Here is a 14,849-nt window from a genome sequence, read left to right as displayed (position 1 = left end):
CCTGGCCGACATAGGGGTTGTCCTGCGGCACGGTCCCGTCGGCATTGATGCGGATCGTCTTGCCCATGTGCGAGCCCAGATCCTGGGCCTGGGGCCGCATCGGGGCGTCGGATCGCTCGCCCAGGGTGATGAACAGATGGCCGTCGGGCGCGAAGGCCAGCGAGGAGCCGAAATGCTTGTCGCCGTCATAGACCGGCAGGGCGCGGAAAATAACCTGCACATTCTCGACCCGGCTGCCGTCGTCCGACAGGCGGCCGCGCGCGACCGAGGTGGCGTTGCCGCCGGTCCGGGCCTCGGAATAGCTCCAGTAGATCATGCGGTCCTGACCGAACGTCGGGCCGATGACGACATCCAGCAAGCCGCCTTGGCCACGCGCATCCACGGCAGGCAGGCCCGCGACGGGTTCGCCGATCGAGCCTTCGGCGCTGATGATACGCAGACGGCCGGGTTTCTCCGTTACCAGCCAGCGGCCGTCCGGCAGCATGGCCAGACCCCAGGGATGCTCCAGTCCCGAGGCGACGACAGTATGGGCCAGGGCGGCCTCCGTGCGGACGGCCGGGGCGCGGGTCTGCTCGGGGAAGGCCGGTGTCTGGTTTGGCGCATTTGCCGGGCGGGTTTCCAGCGGCGCACCAGTCGCGGCAGGCGCATCCTGGCCGTTTGCTCCGCAGGCGGCGGCCAGGGTCAGGGATGAAACGGTGGCGGCGAGGGCGATCAGGCGCATGGGAAAACTCCGGCGTTCAGGTCGGGGATTGGGGTTGGTCAAACAACGGTAGCGACAGCGTGACCGTTCCACGAGCGTTTCATCATGGGTTGCGACTGATCGCCTCTGTAGCTGCATCCGACACGGCACCTTGAAACCCGCCGCGCCCGCCTATATAGGCACGCCTCTTCCGGCGGACAGACCAGTTCCCGTCGGACCTGAACGACCTGTTCGTCGATTGGGGCTGGATAGCTCAGCTGGTTAGAGCGGTGGATTCATAACCCACAGGTCGGCGGTTCAAGTCCGCCTCCAGCTACCACTTTGAATGTTGTTTTCTGTCAAAGACTTATCTGACACCCACCAGCATCAAGCGTACCCCCACATCCTACCGACGCCGAAAGCAGACATTCCGAATGTCCGCTATGGGTGGAAAGCGGACCTTGGAAGATGACGATACGCGACGGCTAAAGGTCGATATAAAACGGCCCGCCGAACCACCAACCCACTTCCGTTACGACGCCATCGTTCAGCTGGAGCGTGATCACTCCATTCCTCCACGACTTGTCGCGATACGAGACTTGGCTGGGTCCCGAAAGCACTGGGCCTGACGGGGATCTGCCAGCACCACGAGCCTTCTCTTCCTCTGTGCCGACCCACCACAACACATAGGTCGGTTCGAATTGAGATCGGATGGTTTGGTCGGCTTCCCGCCACGGCATGCCGGGACGCAAGGCGAACCTACTCCCAGACGTCAGTTCGCCGACCTCAGTGTGCAATCCAGCTCTGGTGAGATCGCTGTGGGGCCACCACGCCACCCATGCAGCGGAGGAGCCAACAACGAGAACCACTATGGCCAAAAGCCTAAGAAATATCCGCACCATGCCTCCTGACCGCCGCCTCCAACTTTGAGACTGTCTGCTGAAGGCGGAAGGTCCGCAATGGGTCGAAAGCAGACTGTCGCTTGTGAGTGCAAAGCACACGCGAACGTGACCTTGGCGCAGGACTGACATACCGTCGTCTGACGTCACAGCGAAAATGGAGGGCAGCTTGCCTGTTAGCATCGAAAGCTCGGATGATGGTCTCACAGTCAAACTGGACGGGTTAGGTGGCTTAGCCTTCTTTCTTCAGACTGTGATCCGGGCGAAGTTTTACGACGACGAGGGCGTGGACGGGCTGCTGAGCCCACACCTCAACGATGCGATCAAGGCTACCCTCGAAAGAATGTACGCGGATCAGCCAGGAGCCGAGGCCTACTACTCGGCATGGGTGGCGCGTTGGCATCTCGCGCGGGTGCGCGATGTGATCTCGGGTTCGTCGGAGTATCTGTCAGCAACACAGCCAGAGCGGCAGGAGATGATGCGGACCGCGCTATATCCGCATCAAGCAGTCGCGTGAGTGTCCGCTTTGGGTCGGAAGCCGACAGTCGCCTCGGGGTGGAAAGCGGACTCAGGCAGGCTGCTTGAAGATCGCATCCTGAAATTCATTTAGGAGGTGTCCGGCTGCAATCTCTTGGCCATTCCGGTAAGCCGCCAGAGACTGATCCAATATGCTGAAAAGGGACTGCCGCTTCTGATCGGCATCGGGTTCGGGGTAGGCTAAAACAACGCCCTGACGAAGCTGATCGAACGCTCGCGTAAGGTCCATCTGCTGATCTGCGGGAAGGAAATCGCGGTAGGGAAAGCGATCCGGCGCGTAGCCCAATACGTAAGCGATGTGATCCCAGAGATCGTCGATGTTTTCCATTACGAACATGCAGGAAGCTTCGCGGCCAAGACCCGTAGCCGTCAAGGTCCGCTTTGGGTCGATAGCGGACATTGGCTTATAGCCCGAAAGCAGTCATCCGAGCTGGGCCTAAATCGCGACCTTCAATGGGGCGGACGCAAATGTGGGTCTATGCATGCGGCCCCCTCCAGCTACCATCGCCGCAACCCCTCCAGACCTTTCGCGTTAACGGCCAAGGTTCAATCCTGGAGGATATCCATGCGTATTCGTATTCCCGCCGCTGCCGCCGCCCTCGCCGCCCTGTCGCTGGGCATGGCCGCCTGCACAGAGGCCGAGCAGGACGAGGTCCAGGCCGATGCCAATGAGGCCGCCGCCGAGACCGGTCAGACGCTGGAAAAGGCCGGCGACGCTTTGGGCGAAGAGGCCGCTCAGGTGGGGTCGGCTATCGCTGCCGGTGCCGGCGAAGTCGCTCAGGACGTCGATCAGGCCACCGATGACCTGGCCCGCGACGCCGAAGCCCAGAAGGCCGAAACAGCCCGAGAAGAACGCGCTGAATAGGTTAAGGGTCGGAGCCGGGTTCAGCCCGGCTCCGCCAGCAGCGCTTCGACGAGCGCTCGGGCTTCGGGTCCGGCCCAGTCCGCCCCGCCGGAATAGCTGGCGCGGACCTGCCCCTTGCGGTCGATCAGGACCGTCTGGGGCATAGCTCCCTTGCCGGGCAACTCGAACGGCATCTGAAACGTGGGGTCGCTGTAGAAGGGCAGGGGGGCGTGGCCATCGATGAAGGCCTCGCCCGCCGCGATCTGCTCGGGTGTCGCATCGACATTGATGGGCAGGACCAGAAGGTCCGTATCCTCATAGGCCGACGCCAGTGCCGCCAAAGTCGGCATCTCGGTACGGCAGGGCGCGCACCACATTGCCCAGACATTGACCACGACAACCTTGCCTCGAAAATCCGCCAGCGTAGCCGCTGCGCCTTCGCGGGTTTTGAAGACATGATCTGGCGCGGCCAGAGGCTGGGGCGGCACAGCCAGTGCGGCCAACTCACCCATCGCAAAGCGCGACAGGTCGCTTTTGCCCGCCTGATCGGCGTATAGGGTGACACCTCCCGCGATCAGGCCCAGCAGCACGATTGCGGCTCCCGCTGCCACTGCCTTCCTCGAGCCGTTCATGACCGAACCATCGACGCCTGCCCCCGACGCGGGGCCTGCGACCCAGACCAAGTCCGCGCGCGCCGGTCAAGATATGTGGGGGGGACGCTTTTCGTCGCGCCCGGCCGACATCATGCAGGCGATCAACGTCTCCATCGGCGTGGACCAGCGTCTGTGGGCCCAGGATCTGGCCGGCTCGCGCGCCCACTGCCGCATGCTGATGGCGCAATCGATCATCACCGAGGCGGACGGTCAGGCCATTCTGAACGGCCTGGACGCTATCGAAGACGAGATCACGGGCGGCACCTTCCCGTTCCGCGACCAGTACGAAGACATCCATATGAATGTGGAGGCGCGGCTGTCCGAGCTGATCGGCGAGCCGTCGGGGCGGCTGCACACGGCCCGCAGCCGCAATGACCAGGTCGCCACCGATTTCCGCCTCTGGGTCCGCGACGCTTGCGACCGCGCGGTTGAGCAACTTCAAGGTTTGCAGAAGACCCTGCTGGTCCGCGCCGAACAGCATGCGGGCGACCTGATGCCGGGGTTTACGCACCTCCAGACCGCCCAGCCCGTGACCCTGGGCCACCATCTGATGGCCTATGTGGAAATGTTTGGGCGGGACGCAGGCCGGTTCGCCGATGCCCGCGCCCGCATGAACGAGAACCCCCTGGGGGCCGCGGCGCTGGCCGGATCGCCCTTTCCCATCGACCGCCACATGACGGCCCAGGCCCTGGGCTTCAACCGGCCGATGGCCAACAGTCTGGACGCCGTGTCCGACCGCGACTTCGCCTTGGAAAGCCTGGCCGCCGCCTCCATCACCGCCGGGCACCTGTCGCGTCTGGCGGAAGAGATCGTGGTCTGGATGACGCCGATGTTCGGGTTTGCATCCCTGCCCGACGACCTGACCACCGGCTCGTCGATCATGCCCCAGAAGCGTAATCCGGACGCCGCCGAACTGGTCCGCGCCAAGACGGGCCGCATCCTGGGCTCGCTGGTCGCCCTGTCGACGGTGATGAAGGGCCTGCCGCTGGCCTATTCCAAGGACATGCAGGAGGACAAGCCGCCGGTGTTCGAGGCGTTCGACGCCCTGACCCTGGCCCTGGGGGCCATGACGGCCATGGTTTCGGCCCTGCAACCAAACACCGAAAAGATGGCAGCGGCAGCGGGAGCCGGCTTCTCGACTGCCACCGACCTGGCCGACTGGCTGGTGCGCGAACTGAACCTGCCGTTCCGGCAGGCTCACCACGTCACGGGCGCGGCGGTCAAGTGGGCGGAGGCGCTCGGTGTCGGGCTGGTCGATCTGTCGCTGGAGGAACTGAAAATCCTGCATCCCGGCATTACCGAAGCCGTGTATGAGGTTCTGTCGCCCGAAGCCTCCTGCGCCAGTCGCCAGAGCTTCGGCGGCACCGCGCCGGAACAGGTTCGCGCACAGATCGCTGAGTGGAAGTCACGTCTCGCATGAAAGAGTTCACGATGAAGAAGGTCGTCCTGCTGGGTACTGTGGCGCTCATCGCCGCCGGTGCCGCCGCCTGTGGCCGTATGGCCGACCTCGAAGCGCCGCCACAGCGCGAGACCGAGCGAGCCCAGCGCGATGGCCGCGCCCCGCCCCTGCCAGAGCCCGCGACCGTCTATCGTCCACCCAGCCAGATGCCGATCGACGGCGGCCCCAGCAGCCCCTATGGCGGCTCGGGCTCCAGCCCCAACTAGGTCCGCCTTGCACCATTTCGTGCTGAAGGACGGCAGCCTGCATGCCGAGGGTGTCTCGCTGGAGGCGCTGGCCGAGCAGGTCGGCACGCCGACCTATGTTTATTCGACCGCGACCCTGGCCCGGCACTACGGCCTGCTGCGCGATGCGGTAGCAGCGCATCGGTCCGCACTGGGCGACGCCCTGATCGCCTTTGCGGTCAAGGCCAACTCCAACATCTCGGTGCTGGCGACCCTGGCGCGCCTGGGCTGCGGAGCCGATACGGTATCCGAAGGTGAAATCCGCCGGGCGCTGAAGGCGGGCGTGCCGGCTGACCGCATCATCTTCTCCGGCGTCGGCAAGACGGACGCCGAACTGGCCTTCGCCCTCGAACAGGGTGTGCGACAGATCAATGTCGAGAGCGGCGTCGAGCTGGACCGGCTGATCGCCGTCGCCACCCACAAGGGCCTGTCACCGGACATCGCCATTCGCGTGAACCCCAAGGTCGGCGCGGGCGGTCACGCCAAGATCACCACGGGCGGCGAGGGCGACAAATTCGGTGTGCCGGTCGATGAGGCCCTGTCGCTCTATGCCCGCGCCGCCGCCTCGCCGCATGTGACGCCCGTTGGCCTGGCCTGCCACATCGGTAGCCAGATCACCGACCTGGCCCCGCTTGAGGCTGCGTTCCGTACCCTGCGCGACATGACCCTGACCCTGCGGGGGCAAGGCTTGTCCGTGACCCGGCTGGATCTCGGCGGCGGGCTGGGCGTGCCCTATCACGGACAGGCGGAGACGGCGTCGATCGCTGACTACGTCGCCATGTGCGCCCGTGTGCTGGACGGGCTGGGCGTCGAGGCGGCGTTCGAGCCGGGCCGCCTGCTGGCCGCCAATGCCGGTGTGCTTCTCAGCCGCGTGATCCAGATCAATGAGCGGGCGGATGGCCGCCGCTTCCTGGTGCTGGACGCCGCCATGAACGACCTGATGCGCCCGGCGCTGTACGATGCCTTTCACGAAGTTGTTCCGGTGCGCCCGCGCGATGGCGAGGACTTGCCCTATGACATCGTCGGCCCCGTCTGCGAGACGGGCGACACCTTCGCCCGCGATCGTGCGATGCCGCCGCTCAAGGCCGGCGATCTGGTCGCCTTCACAGGGGCCGGGGCCTATGGCGCTGTGATGTCGAGCGAATACAACTCCCGCCCGCTGGTGGCTGAGATTCTGGTCGACGGTGACCGCTGGGCCGTCATCCGCGATCGGCCAACTTACGAAGACATGTGGGCGCGGGAGCCCAAAGCGGACTGGCTCTAGTCCAAGGCGCAGACGTCCGGCAGGCCGCGCAACGTGCCCGCATGATCCAGCCCATATCCGACAAGAAACCGGTTCGGCGCGTCCCAGCCCACGAAGTCCGGCTCCGGCGCGCGGGGCAGGGGCCAGGGCTTCTTGGCGAAGACCGCGGTGACGACCTCTGATGCTCCCGCGCCCCTGGCGATCTTGACCGCCTCGGCCAGCGACAGGCCGGTATCGAACACATCGTCCAGGATCAGGACCCGCCGACCCTCGACCGAGCGTTGCAGCGGGGCATAGACGTCGATCCGGCCCCGGCTGGACTGTTCGTCGCCATAAGACGCCAGCCACAGGGCGTCGAAGCGGACGTTGCGACCCACCCGTGCCAGCGCCCGGGTCAGGTCGGCGGCGAACCACAGGCCGCCGGTCAGCAGGACGACCGCCACCGTCTCGTCGTCGATGACAGGGGCTATGCGTGCGGCCATGTCGGCGACGATGCGCTGAACCTCGGCCTCGGGCAGAAGGACGGTAGGGGTGGGTGCGGGCTCAGCCATGAGGGGCGGATACCGCCCCGGCGTGGCCATTGTCGAGGGCTGACGTACTGGCCGTGGTCGCGACCGCATCGATCGGCTGCATGTTCAGCGGCTCGCTGGTCGGCAGGGCGGGGCGCAAGGCACCGTCATCGGCGACCGGCAGCGGGCGATGGGCCGGAGCCTGGGCATGATCGGCACCGTGATCCGATACCGGGGTCGCGTCATGCGGCTCTTCGGCGTGACCCTTGGCCGGAGCCTCGGTCAGGACGAAGTCGGCGGCGACGCCGCGTCCCTTACCGCCCGGATCGTCGACCACGGCGGCGAAGCCCTGGACCTTGCCGGGCAGGACGGGGGCCGCATCGATACGGACGATGGCATGGGCGATCTCGGCCCCGTGTTCGTCCAGCAGGGCCACCCGTACCGGCGGGGCGACCCGCTCATTGTCCCTGACATTCCGCAGAGCCCCGGATATGACGATCTTGCCCGGATCGGTGGGCAGGGCGCGGCCGCTGACTGCCTCGAAGTCCAGCCCCGTCGGATTGACCTCCAGACCGACGGCGGCATAGGCGGCGGCCGTGCGCGGCATCATCTCCACCACCTCGACCCGGAACAGCCAGGCCGCGCCGAGCAAAAGCGCAAAGCCCGAGACGATGCCGGCCCAGACCACACCGTGGGTGGCGGCCCGGCGCAAACGCCGCTGCTGCTCCACCTTGGCGCGGTAGGCCTTGGGCAATTCGGGGGCAGGGGTCTCCGCCAGTGATTCGGGCGTGGCCTGCTCTGGCGACGCGTCGTCCCGCTTGCCGAAGCTGGCGGGTTCGGGTGCGACGGTCTTGGCCACGACCGGCGGCGATTCCGACAGCTCCAGCGGCTCGTCCAGCGTCGCGCGCCAGGTGTGCTGGCACGTCTTGCAGCGCACCGAGCGACCGCCCGGCCCGATCGCCTCATCGGGGGTGAAATAGCTGGTGGCGCAGGACGGGCAGGTCAGTATCATGGGCGCTGACTGCGAGGCTCTTCGCCCCCTCCCGTCGCGGCGATCACACCGCGTCCTGATCCAAAATTCATGTCCGTCCAGCCCCGCCGCACGCCCGACACCGCCTCCGCCGCCGCAACCGTCCGCCTTGAGGGCGTAGGCTTTGGCTATGCGCAAACGCACCGCGCGTTGCGGGACATTAACCTTACCTTGCCTGCTGGCTCTTTCCATTTCCTTACCGGGCCGTCCGGAGCGGGAAAATCGACGCTGCTGAAGCTGCTGACCCTGGCCGAGCGGCCGGTGTCCGGGCGGCTGCATCTGTTCGGTCAGGACGCGACGACGGCGACGCGGCGCGAGCTGCCGGGGTTTCGGCGTCGCATGGGCATGGTGTTCCAGGATTTCCGTCTGCTGGACCACCTGTCGGCCTTCGACAATGTCGCCCTGCCGCTGCGCCTGACGGGCCAGAAGTCGTACCGCGCCGACGTCGAGGAGATTCTGGCCTGGGTCGGGCTGGGTGACCGGATGGAGGCGCGGCCCTTCACCCTGTCCGGCGGCGAGCAGCAGCGGCTGGCCATCGCCCGGGCCGTGGTCACCCGCCCCGACCTGATCCTGGCGGACGAGCCGACAGGCAGCGTCGATGCCGTCATGGCCGAGCGGCTGCTGAAACTGTTTCAGTCGATGAACCGGCTGGGCACCACGGTCTTGATCGCCAGCCACGACCAGGCCCTGGCAGAGCGGTCCGGCGCGACCCTGCTGCGGCTCGAGAGCGGTCGGCTGACGGGCGGTGACGCATGATCGGCGGGCTGACCAACAGCAGAATGAGCCTGCTGCCCCGTGACGCGGGCGGCGAGCGCTGGCTGGTGTCGCTAATCGCGGTGCTGTGTTTCCTCGCCTGTCTGGCCGCTGTCGGAGCCGCCGCCGCCGACCGAGCGGCTCACGGCTGGGCGCGCCAGCTGGGCACTGAGGCGACCGTTCAGGTGCGACCGCGCGTCGGCGAGACCGGGGCCGAAGCCGCCGCCCGCGCTGCCGAGACCTTGGCCGGGGTCACTGGTGTGGCTGAGGCCGAGGCGATGGATCGCAAAACAGCCGAGGACCTGCTGCGGCCTTGGGTCGGGGACGCGGTGCTGCCCGACCTGCCCATGCCCTATCTGATCACCGTGCGGCTGGACCGGGACGCCCCGGCCAGCGCTGTCACCCTCAGCCGTGCCCTGGCCGAGGCCGGGCTGGATGCAAGCGTTGACGACCACAGCCTGTGGCGCGGCGAGGTGGAGCGGTCGGCGGGCCTGATCACCGCGCTAGCCATCGCCGCCTTCCTGCTGACAGCGGGCGCGGCGGGGGCGGCTGTTGCCTATGCCACGCGGGCGGGCATGGCGGCGCAAGCGGCGCTGATCGAGACACTGAGCCTGAACGGGGCGTCAGACGGGTCCGTCGCCTGGTTATTCCAGCACCGCTATGCCCTGCTGGCGGCAAGAGCGGGTGCGATCGGCGCGGTGGCTGCCATGGCCGCGGTGTCGGCCCTGCGTCTGCTGGGCGGGTCAGAAGGAATTACCCCAGCTTTGCCCGTGGCATGGAGCGATGTGCTGCTGCTCTCGCCATGCCCGCTGCTGGCCGCTACGGTGGCGCTGGTCGCGGCGCGCTTCACGGCGCTGGCGGGAATGAAGGACCGTCACTAGCTTGAAGCCCATGAAGTTTCTGACATTCGTCGCCATCCTGGCCCTGATGTGGCTGGTCGGCCTGTTCGTCTTTGCCGAACGGGTGCGCGGCTTTACGCCGGCCGAAGACCCCGCGCGCGCAGACGCCATCGTGGCCCTGACCGGTCCGTCGGCCGAGCGGGTCAATGTGGCCATCCGCCTGCTGGAAAACGACAAGGGCGACCGGGTGCTGATCTCGGGCGTCAATCGCGAGGTGCGCCGCCAGGAACTGCGCGCCCTGACGCCGGGATCCAACCGTCTGTTCAACTGCTGTGTCGATCTCGGCTTTGAGGCCATGGACACCATCGGCAATGCCCAGGAGATCGCGGCCTGGGCCCGCGACAAGGGCTACACTCGTCTGATCGTCGTGACCTCAGATTACCACATGCCGCGGTCCATGGTGGAGATACGCTCTGCTTATCCGGGTGTCGAGTTGACGCCCTATGCGGTCGAGACCCCGTCGCTGGACAACAGCGGCTGGTGGAAGGCAGCAGTCACGGCAAGGCGGATGACGCTGGAATATATGAAATACCTCGCTGCCCTGGGCCGCGCGGGCTGGACACGGATCAGCGGCGATGCGCCTGCCCCGGTCGAGCCTGCATCCGATGACCAAGCCGTCGAAGAGGCCGTCCGTCCATGACCACCGTCCGCTCCTTGCTGTTCGTGGTCTGGCTGTATCTGTCGATGGCCGTGTTCGCCGTCGGCCTGTCGCCCACCTTGTTGCTTCCCTATCGCGTCGCCATGACGGTGATCCGGGTCTGGGCCAAATTCATCCTGTTCGGCCTGCGCTGGATCGCGGGTGTGAAGGTGGAGTTCCGGGGGCTGGAACATCGCCCGACCGGCGCGGCCCTCATGGCGGGCAAGCACCAGAGCATGCTGGACGTCATCGCGCCCTTCGCCATCCTGCCGGACAACTGCTTCATCATGAAGAAGGAGCTGATGCCTCTGCCCTTCTTCGGCTGGTTCGCGTGGAAGACGCGGATGATCGCCGTGGACCGTTCGGCCCATGCCAAGGCCCTTAAGGACATGGTCAAACAGGCCCGGGCGCGCCACGCCGAGGGGCGCCAGATCCTGATCTTCCCTGAAGGCACACGGGCCGAAGTCGGGGCTGAACCTGACTACAAACCCGGTATCGCCGCCCTCTACCGCGACCTGGACGTCCCCTGCACTCCCATCGCCACCAACTCCGGCGTCCACTGGCCAGCGCATGGCTTCCGCCGCCAGCCGGGCACGGTGGTCTATGAGTTTCTGCCGCAGGTGCCTGCGGGCCTGAAGCGGGCAGAGTTTATGGCGCAGCTGGAAGAAAGGCTTGAAGGGGCGAGTTCGGCCCTGTTGTCCTCTTCGCCAACCGCCAAGACGCCTGTACACAGCGTCTAGCAAACCCTTCACACGCCAAAGTCATCTTTGAAGCGCTCAATCTGGTGCATGCGTTCGTGCAGCACCGTCACGATACCCACGTCCCCATTGGCCAGGCGTCGCCAGTAGATCAGGTGCTTTTCGTATCGGACCACGTAGCCATCGACGCCGAAAGCTACGGGAATGGGACGCGACACCACGGCATGGCTCTCGATGCCTGCGAATGCCTCGAATAGACCATTGATGTAGCGTTCGGCCTGTGACGCGCCCCACTGGCTCAGCGTGTAGCGGTAGATTTCATCAAGCCGATGCGAGGCGGCCTGCTGAACGCGAACATTGGCCACGCCGTTCAGGCCCTATTGCGTGCGATGACGTCTGCTGCGGTCAAGGTCACGTAAGATGTGTCAGGAGCAGAGAAGGCGTGGTTCAGTTCCGCCTTCAGGCGCTCGAACATCTCTGATTCCCGACGCTCCTTGTCGCGGCGGATCAGGTCGCGGACGTACTCGCTGACATTTTCGTAGGTACCGTTTTGATCGACGTTGGAGGCGACGAACTCGCTGAGGCTGCCGTTCAATCGGACGGTCATCGTTTTCGTGCGGGCCATCATCAGTTCCTTGTCGTATTCAATATACGTAATATTGAAGACAATGGAACCTAGCGTAGTACTTCCCAGCTCAAGGCATGCACCCGCTCCCGGCCCAGAGCGGCCGCCAAAGGCGCTTCGGTAAACAGCCCCGCTATAGCCGCATCCCGCACATCCAGCCCGCCGGTGAAAGCCCCGAACGCCGGCAGCACGGCCCTGCGTCCATCGGTTACGAAGCAGGGTCGGCGGACGCTGCGGCGGTAGGCGACGATGCGGGCGGCGGGGTGGAGGTGGCCGGCGATTTCGCCGGGCTGAGTGCCGCCTTGCGGTTCGTGGATCAGGCGCAGCGAGCCCAGGGTCATGGTCTCGATCACCTCGCCGGGCAGGGCGTCGACCGATCCCGCCAGCGCCGCGATGTCGTGATTGCCCTCCAGCCAGATCCAGGTGCGGCCCTTGGCCAGACGATCCAGCCGGTCCCGGTCACCGGGAGCCATCCGCCCGATCGAGGCGGCGTCGTGGAAGCTGTCGCCCAGCAGCACGACCGAGGCGGGCTTCAGAGCCTCGATCTCGGCCTCCAGACGGTCCAGCGTGGCGGAACTGTCATAGGGCGGCAGCATCTGGCCGCGCGCGGCGAAGGCTGAGCCCTTCTCCAGATGCAGGTCCGCCGCGATCAGGGTCCGGTGGTTGATGACCCACAGCGCCCCGGAACAGCGCAGCACGCAGGGCTCGCCCTCGATCAGCACGCGCAGACCCCCGCACGGGTGGCGGGCCGGCGACAGGGTCTGGCGCAGGGCGGCGTTCATCGTGCGCCCTCCATCGCCGCCGGGGCCCCTTCCATGACCTCGGCCACCAGGGCCTCCAGCCCGAACTCGTGGGCCGTCTCGTCCAGGATCATCTCGGCCGCCCCGCCGCCGACCCGCTCGCGCCCGATCTGGACCAGAACAGGCACGCTGAACGGCGAGGCCCGCTCCAGCGCGATGGACCGGATGCGCCCCTGGATGCGGGTCAGCAACTGACCCAGCCGCGCGACGTCCAGCAGGCCCGAGGCGGCATCGGCCCGGGCGGTCTTCAGCAGCAGGTGGTCGGGTTGGTGGCGGCGCAGCACGTCGTAGATCAGGTCGGTGGAAAAGGTCACCTGCCGTCCCGTCTTCTCGGTTCCCGGCTGGCGTCGCTCGATCAAGCCCGAGATCAGGGCGCAATTACGGAAGGTGCGCTTCATCATGAAACTCTCTTCCAGCCAGCTCTCCAGATCGTCGCCCAGCATGTCGGGCTCGAACAGGGCGTTCAGGTCCAGTCCATCCATCGGCTTGATGGACCAGATGGCCAGGGCATAGTCCGTGACCACGAACCCCAGCGGCCCGACCCCCAGCCGGTCCAGCCGCCGCGTCAGAAGCATGCACAGGGTCGAATGGGCCAGATTGCCCTCGAACGGATAGGCCACCATGAAATGCCGCGACCCGCGCGGGAAGGTCTCGACCAGCATGGTCTCCTTGTCCGGCACGACCGAGCGTTCTTCCTGAAGCGCCAGCCATTCCTGCACATCGGGCGGCAGGACGCGCCAGTGGTCGCGGTCCTGGATCATGTCGCGGACGCGGGCGGCCAGGGAGGTCGACATCGGGAACTTCGACCCGCCCCAGGACGGAATCTTGGGGTCCTTGTCCTGGGCGTGGGTCACCAGTGCGTCGGTGCCGGTGATGCCTTGGAAGGCCCAGACCTGACCGGCGAACACGAAGGTGTCGCCGGGCGTCAGCTGTTCGAAATACCATTCCTCGGCCTCGCCGACCTTACGCCCGCCGATCAGCTGTTTGGCCGCTCCGCCGCGCCGGGAGGCCACACGGATGTTCAGCGTCCCGGCCGAGACGATGGCCCCGACGTTCATCCGGTGCCGCTGGGCCGTCTGGGCGTTGCGGACCTTCCATTTGCCGTCGCGCGTCCGCACGATCCGCGCGAACCGCTCATAGGTGCGCAGGGCATAGCCGCCGGTGGCGACCAGATCGACGACCTCCTCGAACTGCTCCCAGGTCAGACCGCGATAGGGGCCGCAGGCAGTGATCTCGGCATAGAGGTCTTCCAGCGCGAACGGCTCGGAGCAGGCGCAGCCCATGACGTGCTGGGCCAGGGTGTCCAGCGTGCCCGTATGCACCGGCTCCCAGTCGAAGGTGTTTTCCGCCACCGCCTCGCGCGCGGCCTGGCATTCCAGCATTTCGAACCGGCTGGCCGGCACCATCAGGGCGCGCGACGGCTCGTCCAGGCGGTGGTTGGCCCGGCCGATCCGCTGGACCAGGCGGCTGGCCCCCTTGGGGGCCGCCATCTGGATGACCAGGTCGACATCGCCCCAGTCGATACCGAGGTCCAGCGTGGAGGTGCAGACCACGGCCCGCAGATCGCCCCGCGCCATCGCCGCCTCGACCTTGCGCCGCTGCTCGGCGGCCAGCGAGCCGTGGTGCAGCGCGATAGGCAGGTTATCGTCGTTGATGGCCCACAGCTGCTGGAACACATATTCCGACTGCCAGCGGGTGTTGACGAAGATCAGGCTCATCCCCGCGTGTCTGATCGCCCCATAGACCTCCGGGATGGCGTGCTGGCCGGTGTGGCCTGCCCAGGGCACGCGGCCGTCGGAAATCAGGACATCGACCACGGGCGGGGCACCGGGGTCGCCGGTGACGATACGGACTCCTTCTCCCCTTGCGGGAGAAGGTGCCCCGAAGGGGCGGATGAGGGGTGTCTCCGGCTCGTCCGTTGATGCCTCTTCTGGCGCTGATCGACGTTCCCGCTGGTGCGACCCCTCATCCGCCTCGCTGCGCGAGCCACCTTCTCCCGCAAGGGGAGAAGGGCCAGGACCCAGCCACTCCGCAATCATCGCTGGGTCGTCCACGGTCGCGCTCAACGCCACCCTTCGCATCCCCGGCGCGAACTGCTGCAGGCGCCCCAGCCCCAGTGACAGCAGGTCACCGCGCTTGCCGCTCCAGATCGCATGCACCTCGTCCAGCACGACGCATTTCAGGTCGGCGAAATAGTTCCGTGCCCCGTCCCAGGCACAGAACAGCGCCAGCTGCTCGGGCGTGGTCAGCAGAATGTCGGGCGGATTCTCGCGCTGGCGCTGTTTCTTGGATTGTTTGGTGTCGCCGGTGCGGCTCTCGACATGGATGTTCAGCCCGATCTCGCGGATCGGCGTCATCAG

The 14,849-nt window shown here is 66.4% G+C and carries 18 protein-coding genes and 1 tRNA gene; 10 read left to right on the top strand and 9 right to left on the bottom strand.

All coding sequences use genetic code 11. The features are described from left to right. A partial coding sequence (locus JHC81_RS10380; RefSeq protein ID WP_292174188.1) for a PQQ-dependent sugar dehydrogenase occupies positions 1 to 721 on the bottom strand: 721 nt, incomplete at its 3' end. 221 nt (positions 722 to 942) lie between these two features. Between JHC81_RS10380 and JHC81_RS10375 the strand changes: the two genes are divergently transcribed. After that, positions 943 to 1,019 (top strand) — tRNA-Met (locus tag JHC81_RS10375). 728 nt (positions 1,020 to 1,747) lie between these two features. Next, positions 1,748 to 2,095 carry a hypothetical protein gene (locus JHC81_RS10370; protein ID WP_292174186.1) on the top strand — a complete coding sequence of 116 codons (348 nt, stop codon included), beginning with the start codon at positions 1,748 to 1,750 and terminating at the stop codon, positions 2,093 to 2,095. A gap of 51 nt (positions 2,096 to 2,146) precedes the next feature. On the opposite strand, the gene JHC81_RS10365 is transcribed toward JHC81_RS10370, so the two are convergent. Continuing rightward, positions 2,147 to 2,443, bottom strand: a complete 297-nt coding sequence (locus JHC81_RS10365) for a hypothetical protein (protein WP_292174184.1) — start codon at positions 2,441 to 2,443, stop codon at positions 2,147 to 2,149. 237 nt (positions 2,444 to 2,680) lie between these two features. On the opposite strand from JHC81_RS10365, the gene JHC81_RS10360 reads away from it, so the two are divergent. Then, positions 2,681 to 2,980 (top strand): hypothetical protein, encoded by a 300-nt coding sequence (locus JHC81_RS10360; RefSeq protein WP_292174180.1) that lies wholly within the window; start codon positions 2,681 to 2,683, stop codon positions 2,978 to 2,980. Between the two features lie 20 nt (positions 2,981 to 3,000). Here the strand turns inward: JHC81_RS10360 and JHC81_RS10355 are convergent, their stop codons facing one another. After that, positions 3,001 to 3,591, bottom strand: coding sequence for a TlpA disulfide reductase family protein (locus JHC81_RS10355; RefSeq protein ID WP_292174178.1), 591 nt, complete (start codon positions 3,589 to 3,591; stop codon positions 3,001 to 3,003). 73 nt (positions 3,592 to 3,664) lie between these two features. On the opposite strand from JHC81_RS10355, the gene argH reads away from it, so the two are divergent. From argH to lysA, 3 genes are read left to right on the top strand one after another with little or no spacing between them, the layout of a single operon-like run. Continuing rightward, positions 3,665 to 5,032, top strand: a complete 1,368-nt coding sequence (argH, locus tag JHC81_RS10350; RefSeq protein WP_292174189.1) for an argininosuccinate lyase — start codon at positions 3,665 to 3,667, stop codon at positions 5,030 to 5,032. An 11-nt stretch (positions 5,033 to 5,043) separates the two neighbouring features. Next, positions 5,044 to 5,277, top strand: a complete 234-nt coding sequence (locus JHC81_RS10345) for a hypothetical protein (protein WP_292174176.1) — start codon at positions 5,044 to 5,046, stop codon at positions 5,275 to 5,277. A 7-nt stretch (positions 5,278 to 5,284) separates the two neighbouring features. Then, positions 5,285 to 6,559 carry a diaminopimelate decarboxylase gene (gene lysA / locus JHC81_RS10340; protein WP_292174174.1) on the top strand — a complete coding sequence of 425 codons (1,275 nt, stop codon included), beginning with the start codon at positions 5,285 to 5,287 and terminating at the stop codon, positions 6,557 to 6,559. Here the strand turns inward: lysA and JHC81_RS10335 are convergent. After that, a complete protein-coding gene (locus tag JHC81_RS10335; RefSeq protein WP_292174170.1) occupies positions 6,556 to 7,089 on the bottom strand; it encodes a phosphoribosyltransferase family protein in 534 nt (177 codons plus the stop codon). The genes lysA and JHC81_RS10335 overlap by 4 nt on opposite strands. Then, positions 7,082 to 8,059 carry an MJ0042-type zinc finger domain-containing protein gene (locus tag JHC81_RS10330; RefSeq protein WP_292174168.1) on the bottom strand — a complete coding sequence of 326 codons (978 nt, stop codon included), beginning with the start codon at positions 8,057 to 8,059 and terminating at the stop codon, positions 7,082 to 7,084. The genes JHC81_RS10335 and JHC81_RS10330 overlap by 8 nt, the downstream gene beginning before the upstream one ends. Before the next feature lie 69 nt (positions 8,060 to 8,128). Between JHC81_RS10330 and JHC81_RS10325 the strand changes: the two genes are divergently transcribed. From JHC81_RS10325 to JHC81_RS10310, 4 genes are read left to right on the top strand one after another with little or no spacing between them, the layout of a single operon-like run. Next, positions 8,129 to 8,833 carry an ATP-binding cassette domain-containing protein gene (locus tag JHC81_RS10325; protein WP_292174166.1) on the top strand — a complete coding sequence of 235 codons (705 nt, stop codon included), beginning with the start codon at positions 8,129 to 8,131 and terminating at the stop codon, positions 8,831 to 8,833. A gap of 23 nt (positions 8,834 to 8,856) precedes the next feature. Beyond that, the gene (locus JHC81_RS10320; protein WP_292174163.1) at positions 8,857 to 9,711 is read left to right on the top strand and encodes an ABC transporter permease; all 855 of its coding nucleotides are present in this window, start codon (positions 8,857 to 8,859) and stop codon (positions 9,709 to 9,711) included. A gap of 10 nt (positions 9,712 to 9,721) precedes the next feature. Beyond that, positions 9,722 to 10,369, top strand: coding sequence for a YdcF family protein (locus tag JHC81_RS10315; protein ID WP_292174159.1), 648 nt, complete (start codon positions 9,722 to 9,724; stop codon positions 10,367 to 10,369). Then, positions 10,366 to 11,106 carry a lysophospholipid acyltransferase family protein gene (locus JHC81_RS10310; RefSeq protein ID WP_292174157.1) on the top strand — a complete coding sequence of 247 codons (741 nt, stop codon included), beginning with the start codon at positions 10,366 to 10,368 and terminating at the stop codon, positions 11,104 to 11,106. The genes JHC81_RS10315 and JHC81_RS10310 overlap by 4 nt, the downstream gene beginning before the upstream one ends. Positions 11,107 to 11,114: 8 nt before the next feature. Here the strand turns inward: JHC81_RS10310 and JHC81_RS10305 are convergent, their stop codons facing one another. The 4 genes from JHC81_RS10305 to JHC81_RS10290 form a co-directional block, all read right to left on the bottom strand. After that, complete coding sequence (locus tag JHC81_RS10305) at positions 11,115 to 11,429, bottom strand: type II toxin-antitoxin system RelE/ParE family toxin (protein WP_292174154.1); 315 nt, start codon at positions 11,427 to 11,429, stop codon at positions 11,115 to 11,117. Positions 11,430 to 11,434: 5 nt separating this feature from the next. Then, positions 11,435 to 11,689, bottom strand: coding sequence for an addiction module antitoxin (locus tag JHC81_RS10300; protein WP_292174152.1), 255 nt, complete (start codon positions 11,687 to 11,689; stop codon positions 11,435 to 11,437). 50 nt (positions 11,690 to 11,739) lie between these two features. Next, positions 11,740 to 12,471, bottom strand: a complete 732-nt coding sequence (pdeM, locus tag JHC81_RS10295; protein WP_292174150.1) for a ligase-associated DNA damage response endonuclease PdeM — start codon at positions 12,469 to 12,471, stop codon at positions 11,740 to 11,742. Next, positions 12,468 to 14,849, bottom strand: a 2,382-nt coding sequence (locus JHC81_RS10290) for a helicase-related protein (RefSeq protein WP_292174148.1), incomplete at its 5' end; no start/stop codon positions are given. The genes JHC81_RS10290 and pdeM, both read right to left, overlap by 4 nt.

Source organism: Brevundimonas sp., from assembly GCF_016463295.1.
Classification (GTDB): Bacteria; Pseudomonadota; Alphaproteobacteria; order Caulobacterales; family Caulobacteraceae; genus Brevundimonas.
This window is presented reverse-complemented; position numbering and strand designations above follow the sequence as displayed.